The organism is Sulfitobacter sp. F26169L (genome assembly GCF_026410285.1).
GTDB lineage: Bacteria > Pseudomonadota > Alphaproteobacteria > Rhodobacterales > Rhodobacteraceae > Sulfitobacter.
This window is the reverse complement of sequence record NZ_JAPMLP010000001.1, coordinates 609944-626342: the sequence shown is the minus strand read 5'-3', so window position 1 is coordinate 626342 and position 16399 is coordinate 609944. Positions and strand designations below refer to the sequence as shown.

14 protein-coding genes and 1 tRNA gene are annotated in these 16399 nt (G+C 56.2%); 9 read left to right on the top strand and 6 right to left on the bottom strand.

From position 1 onward, the window contains the following. Window position 1: 1 nt before the first annotated feature. The gene (locus tag OS189_RS02975; RefSeq protein ID WP_267165783.1) at window positions 2-601 is read left to right on the top strand and encodes a nucleotidyltransferase family protein; all 600 of its coding nucleotides are present in this window, start codon (window positions 2-4) and stop codon (window positions 599-601) included. Here the strand turns inward: OS189_RS02975 and OS189_RS02970 are convergent. The 3 genes from OS189_RS02970 to OS189_RS02960 all read right to left on the bottom strand — a co-directional run bounded on the left by OS189_RS02970 (window position 598) and on the right by OS189_RS02960 (window position 7056). Next, the gene (locus tag OS189_RS02970; protein WP_267165782.1) at window positions 598-1326 is read right to left on the bottom strand and encodes a Hint domain-containing protein; all 729 of its coding nucleotides are present in this window, start codon (window positions 1324-1326) and stop codon (window positions 598-600) included. The genes OS189_RS02975 and OS189_RS02970 overlap by 4 nt on opposite strands. A 289-nt stretch (window positions 1327-1615) precedes the next feature. Beyond that, window positions 1616-5806: an Ig-like domain-containing protein gene (locus OS189_RS02965; RefSeq protein ID WP_267165781.1), complete on the bottom strand. Its 4191-nt coding sequence runs from the start codon at window positions 5804-5806 to the stop codon at window positions 1616-1618. 1166 nt (window positions 5807-6972) lie between these two features. After that, a tRNA-Leu gene (locus OS189_RS02960) sits at window positions 6973-7056 on the bottom strand. 276 nt (window positions 7057-7332) lie between these two features. Between OS189_RS02960 and OS189_RS02955 the strand changes: the two genes are divergently transcribed. The 3 genes from OS189_RS02955 (at window position 7333) to OS189_RS02945 (ending at window position 9207) form a co-directional block, all read left to right on the top strand. After that, window positions 7333-8055: a DUF6270 domain-containing protein gene (locus OS189_RS02955; RefSeq protein ID WP_267165780.1), complete on the top strand. Its 723-nt coding sequence runs from the start codon at window positions 7333-7335 to the stop codon at window positions 8053-8055. A gap of 124 nt (window positions 8056-8179) precedes the next feature. Further along, window positions 8180-8758: a YqaA family protein gene (locus OS189_RS02950; RefSeq protein ID WP_267165779.1), complete on the top strand. Its 579-nt coding sequence runs from the start codon at window positions 8180-8182 to the stop codon at window positions 8756-8758. After that, window positions 8755-9207, top strand: a complete 453-nt coding sequence (locus OS189_RS02945) for a disulfide bond formation protein B (protein ID WP_267165778.1) — start codon at window positions 8755-8757, stop codon at window positions 9205-9207. The genes OS189_RS02950 and OS189_RS02945 overlap by 4 nt, the downstream gene beginning before the upstream one ends. Here OS189_RS02945 and OS189_RS02940 read toward each other — a convergent pair. After that, entirely contained in the window at window positions 9204-9629 is a 426-nt protein-coding gene (locus OS189_RS02940) for an Lrp/AsnC family transcriptional regulator (RefSeq protein ID WP_267165777.1), read from the bottom strand. The two genes, OS189_RS02945 and OS189_RS02940, sit on opposite strands and share 4 nt — an antisense overlap. A gap of 108 nt (window positions 9630-9737) precedes the next feature. Between OS189_RS02940 and rocF the strand changes: the two genes are divergently transcribed. Together rocF and ocd are read left to right on the top strand one after the other, a co-directional pair. Beyond that, complete coding sequence (gene rocF, locus OS189_RS02935) at window positions 9738-10658, top strand: arginase (RefSeq protein WP_267165776.1); 921 nt, start codon at window positions 9738-9740, stop codon at window positions 10656-10658. 18 nt (window positions 10659-10676) lie between these two features. After that, on the top strand, window positions 10677-11720 hold the full coding sequence (gene ocd, locus OS189_RS02930) for an ornithine cyclodeaminase (RefSeq protein WP_267165775.1): 1044 nt from the start codon (window positions 10677-10679) through the stop codon (window positions 11718-11720). On the opposite strand, the gene OS189_RS02925 is transcribed toward ocd, so the two are convergent. Together OS189_RS02925 and dksA are read right to left on the bottom strand one after the other, a co-directional pair. After that, window positions 11721-12884 carry an FAD-dependent monooxygenase gene (locus tag OS189_RS02925; protein WP_267165774.1) on the bottom strand — a complete coding sequence of 388 codons (1164 nt, stop codon included), beginning with the start codon at window positions 12882-12884 and terminating at the stop codon, window positions 11721-11723. A gap of 78 nt (window positions 12885-12962) precedes the next feature. Next, window positions 12963-13385, bottom strand: coding sequence for an RNA polymerase-binding protein DksA (dksA, locus tag OS189_RS02920; RefSeq protein ID WP_267166059.1), 423 nt, complete (start codon window positions 13383-13385; stop codon window positions 12963-12965). 169 nt (window positions 13386-13554) lie between these two features. Between dksA and OS189_RS02915 the strand changes: the two genes are divergently transcribed. The 3 genes from OS189_RS02915 to OS189_RS02905 all read left to right on the top strand — a co-directional run bounded on the left by OS189_RS02915 (window position 13555) and on the right by OS189_RS02905 (window position 16392). Further along, a complete protein-coding gene (locus OS189_RS02915) occupies window positions 13555-14394 on the top strand; it encodes an AAA family ATPase (RefSeq protein ID WP_267165773.1) in 840 nt (279 codons plus the stop codon). A 92-nt stretch (window positions 14395-14486) separates the two neighbouring features. Then, window positions 14487-14774: a hypothetical protein gene (locus OS189_RS02910; protein WP_267165772.1), complete on the top strand. Its 288-nt coding sequence runs from the start codon at window positions 14487-14489 to the stop codon at window positions 14772-14774. Between the two features lie 259 nt (window positions 14775-15033). Further along, window positions 15034-16392 carry a DUF2927 domain-containing protein gene (locus OS189_RS02905; RefSeq protein ID WP_267165771.1) on the top strand — a complete coding sequence of 453 codons (1359 nt, stop codon included), beginning with the start codon at window positions 15034-15036 and terminating at the stop codon, window positions 16390-16392. Window positions 16393-16399 lie beyond the last annotated feature (7 nt).

Below are 16399 nucleotides of genomic sequence, written 5' to 3'. Positions count from 1 at the left end.
TATGATTGCGATAGTCATCCTTGCTGCTGGCGCGGCGCGGCGGATGCAAGGCCGTGACAAACTGATGGAGGAGGTGAACGGTGTGCCGCTTTTGCGCCGCCAGACGCTGCGCGCGCTTGATACCACCTGCCCTGTGCTGGTCACATTACCCCCTGCGCCCCACCAAAGGTATGATGTGATCAACGACTTGGGCGTAACGCTTGTGCCTGTCCCTGACCCATCCGAGGGGATGAACGCAAGCTTGCGTGCGGGTTTAGCTGCGCTGCCTGATACCGCAGAGGCCGTGATGGTGATGCTGGCGGACATGCCCGACATTACCGTGAATGACCTCAACACCATCCTGCAAGGTATTGATCTGGATGCCGAAACCAGAATTTGGCGCGCAACCACGCAGACCGGTGCCGCAGGCCACCCTATTGTTTTTCACCGCAGTCTGATCCCCGAGCTGCTTAACCTGTGGGGGGATGCCGGCGGGCGTGAGGTGGTAAAAGCCCATGCAGACAAAACCCTGCACATTCCCCTGCCCGAAAATCATGCGCGCACCGATCTTGATACACCGCAGGCTTGGGCTGCTTGGCGCGCGGGACGCAGAAAACCCTAAATAATTTCAGACTCTTGCGGGGTGACAATGCGGCGCGCGGCGGTGTAGCGCCCTAGCCCTTCTTGCGTGGCAAGCTGCGGAAACAGAGTTAACAATTCAAGACGCTGCGCATTACCTATCCCTGCGAGCGCGCGCACATCCGGCTGAAAGCTCTCCGACCATGCGCCGTCTGACAGGATGACTTCGTGATTGTCAAACATCAGGTGCAGGTATGTGGTGTCAACGTCCTGCACTACATCAACCCCCACCAGTCCTGTCAGATGTTTCGCAGCGACCAGTACTTCGCTGTCCTCGAAATGCAGGGCGGTTTTATCATTGGCGACCAGCATCCGGTGATTGGGTGACACCATCATGTCACGCTCGGGCACATCATTGCCAAGCGCCCCTTGCCTGATGCGTACCGGCGCAAGGTGGATGTTTGTCAGGAAATCACGCCGTGTCATCGTGCGTTGGCCAATCCAGCGGACATACTGCAAACCGTTATCGCGGGTGATTACCCGATCGCCGATGCCCAAGTTTTCAATAGCAACTTCGCCGCGGGGCGTTGCGATCATTGTACCTGTGGTAAAGCAAGGCGAGGCATCGGCGGCATCGCAAATCGCAACCTCATCCATCAGCGCGCCGCGGCCATCCAGAAACTGCACCACCGCATTTTGCGGCGCATCCCGATCACGCCGGATTACGACGCGGTTCCGGGGGGCAATTGTGTCTGGCTGCACGTTCATTCAATTCTGCTTCCTGACGTTGGCTGTCGTCTGAATTTCACGACCACAGGCATCGCAACACAACAACAACACGTTAATAGTTATTATTTTTCAGTTAGTTAAAAACAGTCCAGACTGATAAACCGCTTTGTAATGCAGCCGGAAACAGTACCGCAAAACGATGAAAAAGCGGAGCCGCAAGGGGCTCCGCTTAACACGCGGAATCACTACGCCCGAATGATGCTGCATACACATGCCCCCCGATGCAGCGCCCGTTCAGGCCCGCTTCGGGGGATTCTTTATAGAGAAGTCAGATCTTCCTGGTGACCAGCTTTGCTTCGTGCTTTTTCAGCGATTTGCGGGCGGCGGCGTATGCCATGATGCCCGCTTTGGTCGACAATTCCGGGAAGAGTTCCAGAATTTCGTCGCGCGCTGCGTCACCGACACCGGCCAGTGACATATCACCAGGCTGGAAGCTTTCGGTCCACGTGCCATCGGACAGGATCACCTCATGCTGGTCGAACATGATGTGGATATAGGTGGTGTGCGATACGTCAACCACGTCGACCCCTTCCATATCCGTCAGGTGTTTCGCCGCAACCAGGACTTCACGTTCCTCGAAATAGAGGGCGGTTTTGTCGTTGGCGATCAGTACGCGGTGCTGTGGCGATACCATCATGTCACGTTCCGGCAGACCGTTCCCCAGCGCACCTTCGCGGATCAGCACCGGACGCAGATGTTCTTTGGCGGCCAACTCCTCTCCCGACATGTCGCGCGAACCGATCCAGCGGATTTCCTGCATCCCGTTATCACGGGTGATAATGCGGTCACCGACCTTCAGGTCTTCGACTTTACGCTCGCCTTTCGGTGTCGCAATCAGCGTTCCCGGCGTGAAGCAGGGAATGACCTTTTCGATGTTGGTGAACACCAGTTCACCCGCATCGTTGCCATCCGCATCACGATAGTTAACGACACCGTTCTCGACGTTATCAGGGTCGTAGGTGACATTCAGGCTGCCGCCTTCCGGTGCCGATCCCGTGAGATCAAGACAGTCAAAGTCATCGCCTGTCTCTGACCCGTCAACCAGATCGCCTGCATTGACGTTGACGAAGTTATCGCGATCCGCGCCACCTGTCATTGTGTCGTCGCCTTCGCCGCCGTCGAACAGATCATTGCCCGATCCGCCCAAAAGCACATCGTCGCCCTCGCCGCCGTTCAGCGTATCATCGCCGAGCGCGCCTCGCAGCGTGTCGTCGCCTTCATCACCGTTCAGCAGGTCATCATCCTGACCGCCATCCAGCAGATCGTCGCCTTCACCACCGTCCAGCGTGTCGTTACCCACATTACCGCGCAGCGTGTCGTCACCGATACCACCGTCAAGGCTGTCTTCGCCCTGACCGCCTGCAAGACTGTCATCGCCCTGATCGCCAAGCAACGTGTCATTGCCTGTACCACCCTGCAGGGTGTCATCGTCTATGCCGCCATCCAGCAGATCGTCGCCAGAGCCGCCCATCAGAAGATCGTCGTCGTCGCCACCATAGATCACATCGTCACCGGCACCACCGTCAACGGTATCACGACCGTTTTCAGGCAGTAGATCAGGTCCAAACGGGTTAGAACCGTCATCCTCGATCTCAAGATCGTCGAGGCCCCGATCAGGGTCGTTGGCTGCATAGATGGTGTCGTTACCGTCACCACCAAGGATGCTGTCATTGCCTTCGCCGCCAACAATCCGGTCGTCACCGTCACCGCCATCGACAATGTCGTCATCGATGCCTGCGTCGATCACATCGTCGCCGTCGCCACCATTGATGGTGTCGCTGTCGTCACCGGTGCGAATGGTATCGTTTCCGTCACCACCATCCACGCTGTCCCGGTCATTGTCCGGATCTGGATCATCAGGGAACAGACCCGGATAACCCTGATCGGGCAGGATATCGCCGTTGCTGGTGTCGATGACATCGTCACCGTCACCACCAGCAACCGTATCCGAACCTGGACCGGCTTCGATCGTGTCATTACCGGCACCGCCGTCGATCAGATCGTCACCTGTCGGATCGTCAACGCGATCATCGAGGTCACCGTTGATGATGTCGTCGCCAGCCCCCCCAAGCAGCGTGTCATCGCCATCACCGCCATAGACCGTGTCGTTGTCATCGCCGCCATTCAGCAGATCGTCGCCGTCACCACCGGTAAGAACATCCTCACCAACGCCACCTTCCAGTGTGTCTTCTCCGTCATCGCCGTTCAGAATGTCGTCGCCTTCACCGCCTGTGATGCTATCATCGCCGTCATGACCGTTCAGATCGTCATTGCCGTTGCCACCGTTGATTGTGTCGTCACCGGCATTGCCACCGATGGTGTCATTGCCGTCATCACCGTTCAGGATATCATCACCGGCATCGCCATTGATTAGATCATCACCGGCACCGCCAGATACATCATCGTTGCCGTCACCGGCACGCACAGTGTCATCGCCGTCACCTGCGATAATGATGTCGTCATTCGGCCCCTCGCCCGGAAGGAACTCATCATTGTTATCAACCATGTCGCCCTCGGGATCGCCGGTGTAGTTCTGATCAATCAGATCATCACCATCTGTACCGGAAACGATACCGTCACGCACAGTTACAAAGACTACCGCAGGGTCGGTCAGCTCACCATCGGAAATGGTATAGTTGATCACCGCATCGCCAAAGAAGCCTTCCTCGGGCGTGAAGCTGAGTGTGCCATCATCGTTGATTGAAACATCGCCGTTCGGGCTGGAAGCAAACACAACCTCCAGCGGATCACCTTCTGGATCGCTGTCATTGTCAAGCACCGGCACGGTCACTGTGTCGCCTGCGTTCACAACGGCGAAGTCGTCTTCGGCGAGCGGGCCGTCGTTGACAGGATTCACCGTCACAGCAACCTCGGCTGTATCCACTCCGCCATTCCCGTCGGTGATCTCATAAGAAATGGTTGTATCACCGTTGAAATCAGCGGCCGGCGTAAACGTCAGCGTACCGTCGTCGTTGATCACTACCTCGCCGTCCGGACTGGAAGCCGAGATCACCGTCAGCGGATCTCCATCCGGATCGGAATCGTTTTCAAGCACGTCGATGGTGACAGGTGTGTCTTCATCCGTTTCGGCCGTGTCGTCATTTGCCACAGGACCATCGGATTCCTCACCAACCGAAACTTTCGCAATCGCTTGCGCTGTCTCACCGTTCCCATCCGAAATGGTATAGGTGATTTCTGACTCGCCAATGAAGCCCGCTTCCGGGGTGAATTCCAGTGTTCCGTCCTCATTGATCACAACTGTCCCATCGGGGCTGGTTGCGGCTACCACGTCCAGCGGATCGCCGTCTGGATCACTGTCATTGTCCAGCACCGGAATGATTACAGCCGTGTCGACATCCGTTGACACACAATCATCTACCGCGACCGGCACATCGTTTATGTTATTAACTGTGACAAATACGCGGGCATCATCAATGCCGCCGTTGCCATCTGTAATCGTGTAATCAATCACCGCTTCGCCAAAGAAGTCTTCATCGGGCGTAAACATCAGCGTGCCATCGTCATTGATCGCTACAGTACCGTTTTCAGATGTCGCTTCGGTCACGGTCAGCGGATCGCCATCGGGATCCGTGTCGTTTTCAAGAACATCAATGGTAACAGGCGTTTCTTCATCGGTTTCCGCTACATCATCCGTCGCCACCGGCGAGAATCCTTCCACCGGAGGTGCTGTATCGGGGTTGACCGTCACGGTCACCACCGCATCGTCAAAGCCGCCGTTGCCGTCGGTGATGGTGTAGTTGATCGTCGCTTCGCCGTTGAAGTCCGGCGCCGGCGTGAAGGTCAGCGTGCCGTTACTGTTAATTTCCACCGTGCCATCGGCGCTGGTCGCTTCCGTCACTTCCAGCGGATCGCCGTCGGGATCGCTGTCGTTGCCCAGAACGTCAATAATTACCTCGGTATCCTCGTCTGTCGCGGCAAAATCATCCTCGGCGACAGGTGGCTTTTGAGAAATCTTGTTATCTTTAAAAACCAGATTATCAATCGCGCCTGATCCTTTGATCACGATATCAAAGCGAACCGTATCCGGAACGGATAGTTGAACGACGCTCTGCCCGTTGTCGCCGTTTGGTGGCACAAACTGCTCGCTCAAAAGCTGCCCGTCTTTGCCATAAAAATACATACGAGCAGGCTCTTCGAGATCAAGAAATGTGAGCGACTTGATCATAACACTTTCGTCGAAATCAAACGTGAACTTGCCGCCTGTCGCATTATCATCGGGATCAGAGGCGTCTCCGTCCTCGGAGATGATCAAAACGTTATCGAGATTGTCTGTCGCCAGATCATCGTCGCCGCCTGTGGGATTGTTGGAATCAAAGATCATCGCTTTGTCGGTGCCTGGCGCATTTCCGTTCGCCGAAATGCGTACGCCAATATCCTCGTATTGGTTCGTAACGGTTTCACCTGTTGCGAGGTTGTTGAAATCAATTGTTCTGATCATGTCATGTGCTCCTATGCAGCGATGCGCGCGGCGCGCGACGCGGCCGGATTGGAAAAGGTGTAGTGCAATTGTTTATGAGCCGGATGGGCGGCAGTTACAGGCGCATCAGCACGCCGTTCGGGACAGTGGGTAGTCGAAAGACAGGACATCATTATCGTCTTCTCCGTTCAAACTCATAAACCCCGTGAGGCTTGGACACCGGTCCTGGGCAACACGCACGCATCAGCACCAATTATGAGGAGAGACGAGCCAAAACATGGCTGATAACGGAACAGTATTTGTTCCGAGATATCAAAAGCAGCAGTCGCAAACACGCGGCGCTGCACCTCTCCCGCATCAATAGAATGCAGTCAATGTGCGGCCGCCCCCGGACCAAATATACGTCACCCCCCAGTCAGGCTGCACTATAGATACTGTTTGGATTGTGTAGGACAAAGGGAAAAGTGTCTGAAAAGTGTCAGCGATACGGCCAAATTTGTTTCAGGCGTAAACTTTGCAGTACGCGGTACACCGAACCGCGAGGGTATTGTTTCCAGAACAAAAGTTCTGAAACAAAACCAAAACGCCTTATTTGCTGGAAGATTTATCTCTATTTTTGATCAACGCTTTGCTTGGAACTCATCAAGATTGTTTCCAATGGAGCGACGCTGCAGGTGAAAATCGTTACCTCGCCTTGGGCCTTATGACGGGTTTGCACTGTCCGATTAAGGTAGCAGATCGGAACCAATCCTCCTAATTTGCGGCAATTAGTTCAATGCTTGGCTCACCTCTGCCACAATCTGTCGAATCAACCGGCCGGCCGACTAAGGCAAACGACCGTTACAGCCGGATCATGATGCAAAAGAACGAGAAGGTTGAAAATCGATAAAGGGCGTCTTTTTGAAATCTGCAACCGCACCTCTCGTCGCCCTCTAACTTCGGTCTGCCGCGCAGGTGGCAATATCCTCGATTCTCTCAATATGAGATACGAGTGAGGAAACAGAGGCGCACAACTGGCGCGTGTTTAACATTTTTCTATGTGATATTTAATTCGGCCCACTATTTGCAATCGGGCGATGGCGCGAAGACGACAGGCTTAACCCCTTATCTTCAGCGCTCCTCGCGATACTCAGGTCATAGAATGACACTGAAGAAGACTTCGCATAAACGGAAAACCTGTAAAAGGCTGGTACCCAAGGCCGGACTCGAACCGGCACGCCTCGCGGCGGGAGATTTTGAATCTCCTGCGTCTACCATTCCGCCACTTGGGCACGTGAGAGGATGTAGCGCGGCACAAAGTGCGGGGCAAGCCAAAACTGCGTCCGTATGATCTAATTCGGCACACCGCCAATGACCGCTAATCAGGGACGGAACATAGGCAAATCGAGCTGGCACAGAGTATTCTCGTGTAACCCTTCATTTGGCTTGGTTGTTCGCTAGATAATCGATCAAAAGGAGTGGCATGGTTCACCGGATCCCTTACGGTGGCTGCTGGTAAAATATGAGCATAGCCCATCTGTTCGGCGCGTACATTCAAGGACTTGTAAATGGTTTCGATTAAAACACCCGTGCACATTCTGGGCAGTTGTGCGACCCGCGATGCATTTGAATATCCGTTTGCCTCACCGTTCGAATTGGCCGACTACACCGCGCGAACCAGCCTCGCCTCACTGGCATGCAAGGCAAATGAAGTTTCAAGAATAATAGAGCACATCGGTCCGACTTTTCAAAAGCGGATGGTCCACCGTGACATGACAAAGTACTTTTGGGACGCGCTGCCCGACTATCGCAGTGGTGTCCTTCTGATCGACCTGATCGATGACCGGTTTCGCCTCGACATCTTCCCCGATCATAGCGCACACACACGATCAGCCGAGTATTCAAGGGCCCGCAGGGTATGGCCGACTGCACCGCGTCAAACTCTGGCGCATACTTCATCGGCATACCGCACATTGTGGGACCAAATCGCCGCCCGCCTTGCAAGCGAAGTTGTTAAACACGGCGGACTGAAGGTATTGGTGAATTGCGTCTACTACACCCCGACCCTTGCGCCCGAAGTTGATAAGTCACACAAAAACGACGACATGAACACCTATCTCGCCCGATCCTATCGCCAGTTAGGTGCGGTGTTCGGGTCGGACGCGCTGATCACGTATCCTGAAGGCACGCTGGCTACGGATACCGATCATAAGTGGGGCGCAGCGCCCTTTCACTATGCGCAAAACACATACCAGCATTTCATCTCGGAAATGACGGCCCGCCTGACCTGATCCCAAGGACACGTTTCCCAGGCAAAAAATTACAGGATTGTGTTGGGTTAATTCCTGTCGCCATATCGACTTCGGGCACCGGGCAAACTAAACAACGCCCTATCACGCCAGAGGAAACATCCACATGATCCAACGCCTTTATGACTGGACGCTGTCTTTGGCAGAGCATCGTCATGCGCTTTGGGTGCTGGCGCTGGTGTCTTTCCTTGAAAGTTCGATGTTTCCCATCCCGCCTGATATCATCATGATCCCGATGATTATTGCGCGACCCAACCGTGCCTTTGTGATTGCCGGTGTGGCGCTGGTGGCTTCTGTGTTGGGCGGGCTGCTTGGTTATGGCATCGGGGCGCTGGCTTATGATGCCCTGGGTGAGCCTATCCTGCGTGCGCTTGGCAAGGCGGATTCGATGGCAGAGTTTGCCACACGGTTTAACGATCTGGGGTTCTGGGCGGTGCTGACGGCTGGTGTGACGCCCTTCCCTTACAAAGTGATCACAATCATGTCGGGCTGGACCGCGATGCCGCTGGGTACGTTTATCATCACGTCGATCATTGCGCGCGGTTTACGGTTCTTCCTTGTGGCGTTGCTGCTGTGGAAATTCGGCGCGCCGGTGCGTGATTTTATCGAAAAGCGGTTGCCGCTGATGTTCACTCTTGCTGTTGCGTTGCTGATCGGCGGCTTTTTTGCGGTAAAGTTCCTATGATACGGTTTGTATATCTTGCGGCCCTCGGCTCGGCCGCTGTATTGCTCGGCGCGTTTGCCTTTCAACATCTGGGCGGGATGCCACCGTGCAAGCTTTGCCTGTGGCAACGCTGGCCCCACGCGGCTGCGGCGCTGATGGGTGTGATTATCATTCTGACAGGCAAGGCAAGGCTGGCCTGGTTGGGGGCGATTGCATCCCTCACCACTGCCATAATCGGCTTTTATCACGTCGGCGTCGAACAGGGCTGGTGGGAAGGGCCGACCAGTTGCTCCTCTTCGGGTGTTTCCAACCTTAGCGCGCAAGACCTGATGAACCAGATCCTTGCCGCGCCGATGGTGCGCTGTGACGATATCGCATGGCAGATGCTGGGCATCAGTATGGCGGGCTGGAACGTGGTCGCTTCGCTCGCGCTCGCCGCCCTCTGGATCGAAGCTGCGCGCCGCGCCTAACCTGCCTTTTGCGTACTCAGCAGCAGGCTTGTCTCCGAACTGACCACCCCTTCAAGGCGGCGAATACGCTCAAGCACGCGGTCAAATTCTGCCAATGTTGCGGTGCCGATTTCGACAATCAGATCCCATCGCCCGTTTGTGGTATGAACCGCACGTAGCTCTGCCATGCCCGCAAGCTGGCGTTTGATCCGCTCAGCCCCGCGCCCTTCGATCCCGATCATCATCAGGCCGCGCACGGGGTCACGCGCCACATCCGCGCGGGTGATAACGGTAAACCCCACAATTTCGCCGCGCGCCTGAAGCCGCGCGAGGCGCGCGCGCAATGTCGTGCGCGAAACGCCCAACCGCGCGGCCAGATCAGACAGCGAGGCGCGCGCGTCATGGCGCAAGGTTGCAATCAACTTGTCGTCCGTTTCGTCCATAAATTCCGCCACTTTGATCAATTAACGCCCGATACGGACAGTTTGTTGACTATCCATAGCACAGATAGACGACATATACCTTCCCAAAATCAATAACGGAGTTCCGGCATGACACCTCAACATTGTATTCTTCAGGGCGCGCCTCTTGATTGCGGCAAAATCCGCCGCGGCTGTATCATGGGGCCGGATGCTTACCGGACCGCAGGACTGGCCGAGGCGTTGCGCAGCCTTGGTCACACCGTGACCGACATCGGCAATGTGGCGCCTGCGCCTTTCACCGATACCCCCCACCCCAAGCTGCACCGCCTGTCAGAAACAATCGCGTGGACACAGAGCCTTGCGGACACAACCGAAGCGTCATTCAAGCGCGGCATGCCGATCACCATGGGCGGCGATCACGCACTGGCGGCAGGCACAATGCTGGGCGCGATGCGCCACGCAGCGAGCCAACAGCGGCCCCTATTTGTGCTGTGGCTGGACGCGCACAGCGATTTCCACACCCTGGAGAGCACCGACAGCGGAAACTTGCACGGAACACCGATGGGCTATGTCACAGGGCGCAGCGATTTTACCGGCTGGCCCGCACTGCCCGCGCCGCTGCCCTATGAAAACATCGCGATGATCGGCTTGCGCTCTGTCGATCCGGCGGAACGTGCCGCGTTGCAGGATACCGCCGTCACCCGCGTTGACATGCGTGAAATCGACGAAACCGGCATCGCCACGCCATTGGCTGCATTTCTTGAACGGGTGGCAGCGGCGCAGGGAATGTTGCACGTATCGCTCGACGTTGATTTCCTCGATCCCGCGGCGGCCCCTGCCGTTGGCACAACCGTTCCGGGCGGTGCAACCGTGCGTGAGGGGCATCTGGTGATGGAAATGCTGAACGACTCAGGGCTGATGACATCCCTTGATCTGGTTGAGTTGAATCCGTTTCTGGATGAACGCGGCCGTACCGCCGAACTGATGGTCGATCTGGCCGCATCCGCGCTGGGGCGCAACGTGTTTGACCGCCCCACCCGTCCCTATTGATCTGCAAAGGAAATTCCGATGACCAAACCATCCGCCAAGGCGCTTGTGCCGTTTGTCAGCGTCGATCACATGATGCAATTGATCCACCATGTCGGCCTTGCCCCGATGCTGCAAGGTCTTGCCGATCGGATCGAACAGGATTTTCGCCGCTGGCCGCTGTTTGATAAAACGCCACGGGTTGCGTCGCACTCGGACGTTGGGGTGATCGAACTGATGCCCACCTCGGACGGGGATGTTTACGGTTTCAAATACGTCAACGGCCACCCCGCCAATACCAAAGAGGGTTTGCAAACGGTCACCGCCTTTGGTCTGCTGTCGGATGTGGCGACAGGCTATCCGGTGCTGTTTTCGGAAATGACAATCCTGACGGCCCTGCGCACAGCGGCGACATCGGCGCTGGTGGCGCGTGTGCTGGCGCCGAAGGGGTCAAAAGTGATGGCGATGATCGGCAATGGCGCGCAATCCGAATTCCAGAGCATCGCCATGCAGGCCATTGCAGGTATTGAAGAAGTCCGCCTGTTTGATGTCGATCCGGCGGCCACCGCCAAATGCGCGAAAAATCTGGCGGGGTCCGGCCTGAAGGTTGTGAGCTGCAACAGCGCTGAAGAAGCGATCCTTGGCGCGCAAATCATCACAACCTGCACTGCGGACAAGCAATACGCGACCATTCTGACCGACAATATGGTTGGTGCAGGTGTCCACCTGAACGCCATCGGCGGTGATTGCCCCGGCAAGACGGAACTGGCCCCAGCCATCCTGCACCGCGCTGATATCTTTGTGGAATACCCCGAACAAACCCGCATTGAAGGCGAGATCCAGCAACTGGATCCCGATCACAAAGTGACCGAGTTCTGGGAGGTTCTGAGCGGTACTGCCAAGGGGCGCACCGACGCGCGGCAGATCACATTGTTTGACAGTGTCGGCTTTGCGATCGAGGATTTCTCGGCGCTCTGCTATGTCCGTGATGCAATCAGGGACACCGCGTTTTTTACGCCGCTCGATATGCTGGCCGATCCCGATGATCCGCGTGATCTGTTCGGAATGGTGAACCGCGCGAAATAATCAGCGCGCGGTAACATCCACACCGTACAGCCAGTCAAACGCGCCCAGCATCCGCATGGGCGCGACCCTGCTGCCCAGCCGCAAGGCGGTATGGGCGGCAAAGCGCACCGGACCCGGCCGCAGGTGGTAACGCCACGCGTTGCCTTCGGCAGCCTTGATCACCCGTTTCACACGCGGCACACGCGCGCTTTGATAGTCAGGCAAAGCAGCAACACCACCTTTGATGACGTGATCGGCCAAAACCCATGCATCCTCCAGCGCCATATTCGCGCCTTGGGCGAGGAACGGCAGGGTCGGATGTGCAGCGTCCCCGAGCAGCGCAACACCACCGCGCTGCCAGACAGGCGCAACCGGATGGCGGTGCAAGCCCCACAGCGTCGGGGCCTCGACCGCGTTGATCATATCGCCAGCCATGCCGCAAAATCCGGCGAAGGCGGCGCGCAGATTTGCGGGATCATCGGGGTGGTTCCATCCCTCTTCGGCCCAGTCCGAACGCTCCTCAACCGCGACAAGATTAATCAGGCGCCCACCGCGCAAGGGATAGCTGACCAGATGGCGCGCGGGACCCATTGTGACCATCGCAACGTTCTCATGACCGACCGTATTGGGCACCGTGGCTCGCCACGCCACCTGCCCTGTGAAAAACGCATTGTCCGCACCGTTGAGCGCGATGCGCGCGCGCGAATGAATACCATCGGCACCGACAATCAGTTCCGCGCGCAATCTGCTGTTATCTGTCAATGTCAGTTGAGGCGTATCACCTGGGATAATGCTTTGCACCTGTGTTCCCATTTGGAATGTGACGTTGTGTTCACGCGCAGAGCGTGCCAGCACATCAACCAGATCGGCGCGGTGCATAAAAATATAGGCCTGATCCGCTGGCAGGCGCATCAGATCAAGACGCGCCACGTCTTTATCATTGTCATAGGCCCGCATCACGACCGCCTGTCCGCGCACTGCGCCACGCTCGGCCAGCCGCTTTGACAGACCCAGCGCGCGCAAAACCGCAAGGCCATTGGGGCTGATCTGAAGGCCTGCGCCGACTTCACGAATGGCCGTTGCCTGCTCAATTACCGTGACCGCAACGCCGCGCCGCGCAAGCGCGATGGACGCTGCAAGCCCGCCAATTCCTGCGCCGATTACAATTGCGTTGCTGATGCCCATTCCGGCTTCCTTTTCAAACAGAAAAGCGCCACAGCTTTCACTGTAGCGCCCTGAATTTTGCTGGTGCAGTTCCGGCGATCAATCGTCGCGGTGCACTTTTTCGCGGCGCTCGTGACGCTCCTGCGCCTCAAGGCTCATCGTTGCAATCGGACGCGCGTCCAGACGTTTCAGCGAAATCGGATCACCCGTCACCGAGCAATAGCCGAACTCCTCATCCTCGATCCGGCGCAAGGCCGCGTCGATCTTGTTGACCAGTTTGCGCGCACGGTCGCGAGTGCGCAATTCAAGCGCGCGGTCGGTTTCTTCCGAAGCACGATCCGTCACGTCAGGAATGTTGCGCGTGCCGTCTTTCATGGTTTCGATAGTATCCCTGCTGCCCTCCAACAGTTCCGCCTTCCAGTCGAGAAGTTTCCTGCGGAAATACTCGACCTGCCGTTCATTCATGAACGGTTCATCCTCGGCGGGACGGTAATCGTCTGGCAAAAAAGCTTCCTGCTTCATTCTGTCCATCCCTTTGGCCACTTTCGTCATTGTCACGTGGAAAACTCCCTCACGACATCTCCCTTTTTGCGGGGTCTATAGGACGTATCATCGATTGTCACTACACAATGATGCGCTATTATAGGCATTGAAATATGGCAGAAATTTGAATGAGAAAGATGACCAAGATATGAAATTCCAAGGCACCGCCGACTATGTCGCAACCGATGATCTGAAAATTGCGGTGAACGCAGCGGTCCAGCTGGAACGCCCCTTGCTCGTCAAGGGCGAACCGGGCACAGGCAAGACAGAACTGGCGCGTCAGGTATCCGCCGCGCTGGGCTTGCCGATGATCGAATGGAACATCAAATCCACCACCCGTGCGCAACAAGGTTTGTATGAATACGACGCCGTCAGCCGTTTGCGTGACAGCCAGCTTGGCGAGGAAAAAGTGCATGATGTGTCCAACTACATCCGCAAAGGCAAGCTGTGGGAGGCGTTCGAGGCCGGTGAAAAGGTTGTTCTGTTGATCGATGAAATCGACAAAGCGGACATCGAATTTCCCAACGACCTTCTGCAAGAACTCGACAAAATGGAGTTTTACGTCTACGAAACAGGCGAGACAGTCAAAGCCAAAGTGCGCCCGATTGTGATCATCACCTCCAACAATGAAAAAGAGCTGCCGGATGCGTTTTTGCGCCGCTGCTTCTTCCACTATATCCAGTTCCCCGACATGGAGACGCTGAAAAAGATCGTCGAAGTCCACCACCCGGGCATCAAGTCCGATCTGCTGACCACCGCGCTGACACAGTTTTACGGCATTCGCGATCAGCAAGGCATCAAGAAAAAGCCTTCGACCTCCGAAGTGATTGACTGGCTCAAGCTGCTGCTGGCCGAAGATATGGATGCGAAAGACCTCAAGGCGGATGGCACGTCGGCCCTGCCCAAACTACACGGCGCGCTGTTGAAAAACGAACAAGACGTCCATCTATTCGAACGCCTTGCATTCATGGCAAGAGGCGCGCGCTGACTGTAAAAAAGCGGCGCGCGTGGGTATATCTGGCCCTCATCGCGCCGCTTCATTACGCAATTTCAATCGCTGCCAGCCTTCCGGCGGCGATTTTGCTACCACCTGATATATTATTGCACATTTTTATAGCGTTACCGCTGTTTGTTGCAGCGATTTGGTGGCTTGTGCCTGCCCTGCAGCGCCGCACCGGCGTTTTACGCAATGATATCGGTCTGCTGTCATCACGGATTGTCGTCATTACCATTGCCGTTCTGGCAGTGGTCCTAATGGTTTCGTTGGTCATTTCCGGCTTTTCGACCGTAAATGAAGCCCTGATCCTCAATGCAATTTTTGTCATTGTATGCCACGTATGGTTGATCCGCTCTCGCCCGGCGAGTTGAAATCAGACGATATCTCTCGGATGAACTGTGGCCTTTTCGCCTCTACAACCATAGGTATGCCTTATTGAAGAAAATTTGCCCTGATTTTGCCTTAATTGCTCCCTACCGAGGACAGGTTGAGAGGCGAAAACATCTCCAATTGAAGCTCAAAAGGGCAGGCAGGCAGAGTTATGAGTATCCAGATCGCACATATTGTGCGCGTGCAGTTCGAATTTCTTTCAACATCTTATGGTGAAACAACGCTGCGGAGCATCTCGATATGAAGGCGCGCGTAGCTCTTTTGCTCGCTCTGGCTTTGAATGCGTGCACCCCCTCCTCCAGTGGCCATGTGTCCCGCGCGATACCGATTGCAGACAGTTCTTTGCCCCCGGTAAAAGTATTCGGAACAGGCTATCATGCCGGTCCGGTGCGCGCGAATAACGATCTCGCGCTCGATTTTATCGAATTGTCGTTCAAACTGGAAAGCGGTCGCGAATTGCCGGTTTTCACCCGCTTTGAAGGTCCAGTATCTGTCACCGTGATTGGCGATCAGCCGCCATCGCTTCAGCATGATCTGACCCGTTTACTCAAACGGCTGCGCAGTGAGGCGCGGATCGACATTACGGAAGTGAGCGGACCGCGCGCAAACATCACCATCAATGCCGTACCGCGCAAGGAAATCCGCAAGCTGCTGCCGCAGGCCGCCTGTTTTGTCGCGCCCAACGTCAGCACGCTGGAAGAGTACCGCAAAGCGCGAAACACCAAAAAGACCAACTGGGCCCAGTTGCGCAAACGCGAACGGCTGGCAATCTTCCTGCCCAATGATGTCAGTCCCCAAGAGGTGCGGGATTGTCTGCACGAGGAACTGGCCCAATCCCTTGGACCGCTCAACGATCTTTACCGTCTGCCCGATTCCGTGTTCAACGATGACAATGTGCATACGGTTCTGACCGGATTTGATATGTTGATGCTGCGCACCTATTACTCGCCCAAGCTGTACAATGGCATGTCGCGCGGTCAGGTCGCCGCCACCCTGCCCCATATCCTGCGCGAGATTAACCCGCGCGGCGAACTGACCGCCGCCAATTTCGCAACCCGCACACCGATCCAGTGGAAACGCGCGATCGAAAGCGCCCTTGGCCCTGCCTCCTCCAGAGGCGAGCGCAAGGCAGGTGCAGCCGAAGCATTGCGGATCGCCACAGCCATGGGATGGCAGGACCAGCGGCGCGCATTTGCGCATTATGCCATGGGCCGCGTTTTGCAACGTGAAAATCCGGCGCAGGCGCAGCAGCATTACAGCTCGGCGAAAAAGTTCTATGCCGCCACTCCGGGCACACATCTTCATCAGGCGTACGTTGCAACCCAGCTTTCCGCATTTGCGATCAGTCAGGGTGCAGGCGCGCAGGCGCTGCAACTGATCGCTCCGCATGTGGAAACAGCCCGCCTGAATGAAAACGCCGCATTGCTTTCTACGCTGCTACTTCTACGTGCAGAAGCGCTGGATCTGGAGAACCGCCCCTCCGAAGCGCAGGCCGTACGTATGGACAGTCTGGGATGGGCGCGCTACGGATTTGGCTCGGATTGGGCTGTTCGGGCCAAGCTGCGTGAGATTGCGTCGCTGAACCCGCTGAAAGGATAGCCCGTAA

Bases quoted from the DNA above. Each gene is read 5' to 3' on its own strand.
- OS189_RS02975 (WP_267165783.1), top strand. From the start codon at position 2: ATGATTGCGATAGTCATCCTTGCTGCTGGCGCGGCGCGGCGGATGCAA.
- OS189_RS02970 (WP_267165782.1), bottom strand. From the start codon at position 1,326: ATGAACGTGCAGCCAGACACAATTGCCCCCCGGAACCGCGTCGTAATC.
- OS189_RS02965 (WP_267165781.1), bottom strand. From the start codon at position 5,806: ATGATCAGAACAATTGATTTCAACAACCTCGCAACAGGTGAAACCGTT.
- OS189_RS02955 (WP_267165780.1), top strand. From the start codon at position 7,333: ATGGTTTCGATTAAAACACCCGTGCACATTCTGGGCAGTTGTGCGACC.
- OS189_RS02950 (WP_267165779.1), top strand. From the start codon at position 8,180: ATGATCCAACGCCTTTATGACTGGACGCTGTCTTTGGCAGAGCATCGT.
- OS189_RS02945 (WP_267165778.1), top strand. From the start codon at position 8,755: ATGATACGGTTTGTATATCTTGCGGCCCTCGGCTCGGCCGCTGTATTG.
- OS189_RS02940 (WP_267165777.1), bottom strand. From the start codon at position 9,629: ATGGACGAAACGGACGACAAGTTGATTGCAACCTTGCGCCATGACGCG.
- rocF (WP_267165776.1), top strand. From the start codon at position 9,738: ATGACACCTCAACATTGTATTCTTCAGGGCGCGCCTCTTGATTGCGGC.
- ocd (WP_267165775.1), top strand. From the start codon at position 10,677: ATGACCAAACCATCCGCCAAGGCGCTTGTGCCGTTTGTCAGCGTCGAT.
- OS189_RS02925 (WP_267165774.1), bottom strand. From the start codon at position 12,884: ATGGGCATCAGCAACGCAATTGTAATCGGCGCAGGAATTGGCGGGCTT.
- dksA (WP_267166059.1), bottom strand. From the start codon at position 13,385: ATGAAGCAGGAAGCTTTTTTGCCAGACGATTACCGTCCCGCCGAGGAT.
- OS189_RS02915 (WP_267165773.1), top strand. From the start codon at position 13,555: ATGAAATTCCAAGGCACCGCCGACTATGTCGCAACCGATGATCTGAAA.
- OS189_RS02905 (WP_267165771.1), top strand. From the start codon at position 15,034: ATGAAGGCGCGCGTAGCTCTTTTGCTCGCTCTGGCTTTGAATGCGTGC.